The following is a 3,532-nucleotide window of genomic DNA, read 5'->3' on the forward strand; positions in this document are numbered from 1 at the left end:
ACCTCCACATAACCAGTCCAACTTCCGGGGCCCAGTTCACTGAGGGGTCCCCTCACGGACCTTCCTACGGCGAGGATTTCTCCCACTCCACGACTGCCGCCGGAGTTCCCTCACGAACTGCGCGGCCGCCCGGGCTGACTGTCCGTGAAGGGCTCCTTGAGGGAATCAGATTCCCTCAAGGAGCCCTTCACGGCGTTCGTCAGGAGCGCTTGCGGCGCACCGCCACTGCCGCCACCAGCGCNGTTCGTCAGGAGCGCTTGCGGCGCACCGCCACTGCCGCCACCAGCGCGCCGCCGATGAGCAGCAGCGCGCCGCCTCCGATCAGGTAGCCGCGGATGTCCGCGCCGGTCGACGCGAGCGGGCCCTGGTCGGACGGGCCGGTTCCCGGGGCCACGCCGCCGGAGTTGTCGCTCGTGGTCGTGATCGGGGCCGGGGCTTCCGACGACGAACTGGACGTCGTCGGGCTCGTGCTGCCGGACGAGGACGTCGGCTGCGAGCTCGAGGACGTCGGCGCGGTCGAGGAAGACGTCTCCGACGGGCTGGTCGAGGTCGTGGTGGAGCTGGTCGAGGTGGCACTCGACGAAGTCGTGCTGGACGAGGTGCTGCTCGTCGGCTCAGTCGTCGTGGAAGAAGTCGAGCTCGTCGGCTCAGTCGAGGTCGTAGTGCTGGACGAAGTCGTGCTCGTCGGCTCCGTGCTCGACGTCGTGGTGCTGGAGCTAGTCGACGTCGCACTCGTCGGCGCCGTCGAACTAGTAGTCGGAGCATTGCAATCCGGCAGATCACCAGTGAACGGATAAGCGTGGAACTCCTGCCCGCCCGCCGCGCCCTCGGACGTGTGCAGCAGGTTGCCCGCGGTGAAGAACCGGCCGTTGGTGCCCGACGCGGTGACCGTCGTGTCGCTGGACGGGTTGCCGACCAGCACGCTGCCCTGGAACTGCGCCTGCCCGGCGATCTTCACCTTCGACGCGTCCGGGAAGTTCCACAGCAGCTTCTCGCGCAGGTGGTTGATCGGGTCCTGGTCGGCGAGGTCGCCGGTGTAGGTGTTGATCACCCGGTTGCCGCCGACGAGGTTCACCAGGACCGTCGCGCCCGCCGGGATGCCGGCGAATTCCAGGCCCTGCATGCCGCCGCCGCGGTTGGTGAGGTCGAAGTCGACGGTGAACACCTGCAGCGCGGACTTCCCGTCGCCGGTGAACAGCGTGCGGTAGCCCTCGTTCTTCGCCGTCCCGGTCGCCGCGGACTTGCTGTAGCAGGTGCTGGCTTCCTGCAGCTGCGGCCGGAGCTGCTTGTACGGGTCGGCCGCGTTCGGGTCCTGTTTCAGCGTGCCGGTCACGGTCCCGGTGACGGTGCCGCCGTAGCGCACGACGCCGCCGTCCGCGAGGAGCCGCTGGTTCGGCGCGACGGTGACGTTCTTGCCGGTGGTGAGGAAATCGGCGCCGTCCGGCGGGGGCACGCGCGAGCCGACGCCCGCGATGCCGACGTTGTAGACCGCGGACGCCCCGGCCCGCTTCGCCATGTCGAACCCGCCGAGCACGACGACCCGGCCCTCGGCCTCGGCCGCGCCTTCGCGCACGAGGAAATCGCCGCCGGCGAAGACGTTGATGCCGTTGTCCCGTCCCGCGAACGGCCCGTTGTTGACCGGCGGGTACTTCTCCGGGCAGGCGTCGCCGACGCACGGGCCCAATCCCCCTGGCAGCGGAGCGGCGCTCGCGCCCGGACCGGCCACGAACGCCACCGCACACACCGCCGCGGCGATCGCTCCGCCGACGACGGCCATTTTCCTGGCACGCATGCGGCCGATCCTCACCCGGACCGGGCAGAATACGGCACTCGAAACACCGTAACCCACCCGAACGGGTCAGAAAATCCCCGACTCCTCAGACAAGTAGACTAGTGACGCTCCACACTCGACACCCCGCCGGAAGAATGTCCCGCAGTAGCCTCGCTCCTGCCGCCCCGTCCGACCAGAAAGCCCTCCGATGCCCCCTCTCGTGCACCGGCACCCGCTCGCCGCGCAGGCCGCCGAAGTCCTTCTCGGACGCATTCGCGCCGGCGAATGGCCGCTCGGCCACAAATTGCCCGGGGAAACGACTTTGGCCGCGCAACTGGGCGTCGGCCGGTCGACGCTGCGCGAAGCGATCCGCGAATTGGCGGGCAAAGGCGTGCTGGATTCCCGCCAGGGTTCCGGGGTTTTCGTGACCGCGCTGGACGTCGCCGAGGATTGGGACGCGGTGCTGCGCCGCGCGACCGTCGACGCGGTGATCGAGGCGCGCATCGCCATCGAAGCGGAAGCCGCCGCCCTCGCCGCGCACCGGCGAACCCCGACTGACCTACGCGCGATCCGCCGCGCGCTCGCCGCCCGCGCGACCGGCAACCCGGACGTCGAACGCCTGGTGGACACCGACACCGCGTTCCACCGCACCGTGCTCGTCGCCGCGCACAACGACGTGCTGATCGAATTGTTCGACAGTTTCGTCCCGCGAATCCACCGCGCCATGACGGACATGCTGCGCGCCCGGCCGATCACCGCCCCCGAAGAAGACCAAGCCGCGCACCTGGCGCTCGTCGAGGCGATCGCGGACAAAGACGCGTCCGCCGCGGCAGAACTGAGCCGGGCGCACCTGACCGCCTTGAAGGAGGCACTTTCGTGAGCGAGGTCGTGCTGCAGCTGACCGACGTCGTGTTCCGCAGGCAGGGCAAGGAAATCCTGCACGGCGTGAACCTGACCGTGCGAGCAGGCGAACACTGGGCGCTGCTCGGCCCGAACGGCGCCGGCAAAAGCACGATCCTCGGTTTCTGCGGCGCGGTCACGCATCCGACCACAGGCACCGTCGACGTCCTCGGCGGACGGCTCGGCCGCGTTGAACTGCAGGCGCTGCGCCGCAGCATCGGGCACGTCGACCCGCGGCATCCGCTGCGTTCGCCGCTCACCATCCGGGAGGTCGTGCTGACCGGCGTCACCGGGAGCATCGACACGCCGCCGCGCTGGCAGCCCACCGCCGCGCAGCTCGCCCAGGCCGACGAACTCGTCGACCTGCTCGGCCTGGCCGGCAAGGCGGGCGAACGCTGGCCGACGCTGTCGCAAGGCGAACGCGGCCGCGCCCTGATCGCCCGCGCGCTGATCAGCGACCCCCGGCTGCTGCTGCTCGACGAGCCGTCCACCGGGCTGGACGTCGCGGCCCGCGAGCAGCTGCTCGAAACGATCGACCTGCTCACCCGGACCCATCCCCGGCTCGCCTCCATCGTGGTCACCCACCACCTGGAAGAACTGCCGGAAACGACGACGCACGCGTTGCTGATCGCGGACGGTTCGGTGGTTTCGTCCGGGCCGATCGACCAGGCGGTGACGACGGCCAGCATCAGCCGGGCGTTCGGCCACCCGATCCGCGTGGACCGCCACGACGGCCGGTGGAGCGCCCGCGCCGCCCGGACCCGCTCCACCGAGGTCGCCTGACCCGGGCCACTGTCCGTGAAGGGCTCCTTGCGGGAACCAGATTCCCTCAAGGAGCCCTAATGGGTTGTGTTCGGGCGG

At 70.1% G+C, this 3,532-nt stretch carries 3 protein-coding genes; 2 read left to right on the top strand and 1 reads right to left on the bottom strand.

The window, feature by feature from the left end:
* Positions 1–247 precede the first annotated feature (247 nt).
* On the bottom strand, positions 248–1,792 hold the full coding sequence (locus tag EIZ44_RS44280; RefSeq protein WP_134734597.1) for a choice-of-anchor A family protein: 1,545 nt from the start codon (positions 1,790–1,792) through the stop codon (positions 248–250).
* Positions 1,793–1,979: 187 nt separating this feature from the next.
* Between EIZ44_RS44280 and EIZ44_RS44285 the strand changes: the two genes are divergently transcribed.
* On the top strand, positions 1,980–2,651 hold the full coding sequence (locus tag EIZ44_RS44285; RefSeq protein ID WP_134734598.1) for a FadR/GntR family transcriptional regulator: 672 nt from the start codon (positions 1,980–1,982) through the stop codon (positions 2,649–2,651).
* On the top strand, positions 2,648–3,454 hold the full coding sequence (locus EIZ44_RS44290) for an ABC transporter ATP-binding protein (RefSeq protein ID WP_134734599.1): 807 nt from the start codon (positions 2,648–2,650) through the stop codon (positions 3,452–3,454). The genes EIZ44_RS44285 and EIZ44_RS44290 overlap by 4 nt, the downstream gene beginning before the upstream one ends.
* The last annotated feature ends 78 nt before the right edge of the window (positions 3,455–3,532 follow it).

Origin of the sequence: Amycolatopsis nivea (assembly GCF_004522235.1) — a bacterium.
Classification (GTDB): Bacteria; Actinomycetota; Actinomycetes; order Mycobacteriales; family Pseudonocardiaceae; genus Amycolatopsis; species Amycolatopsis nivea.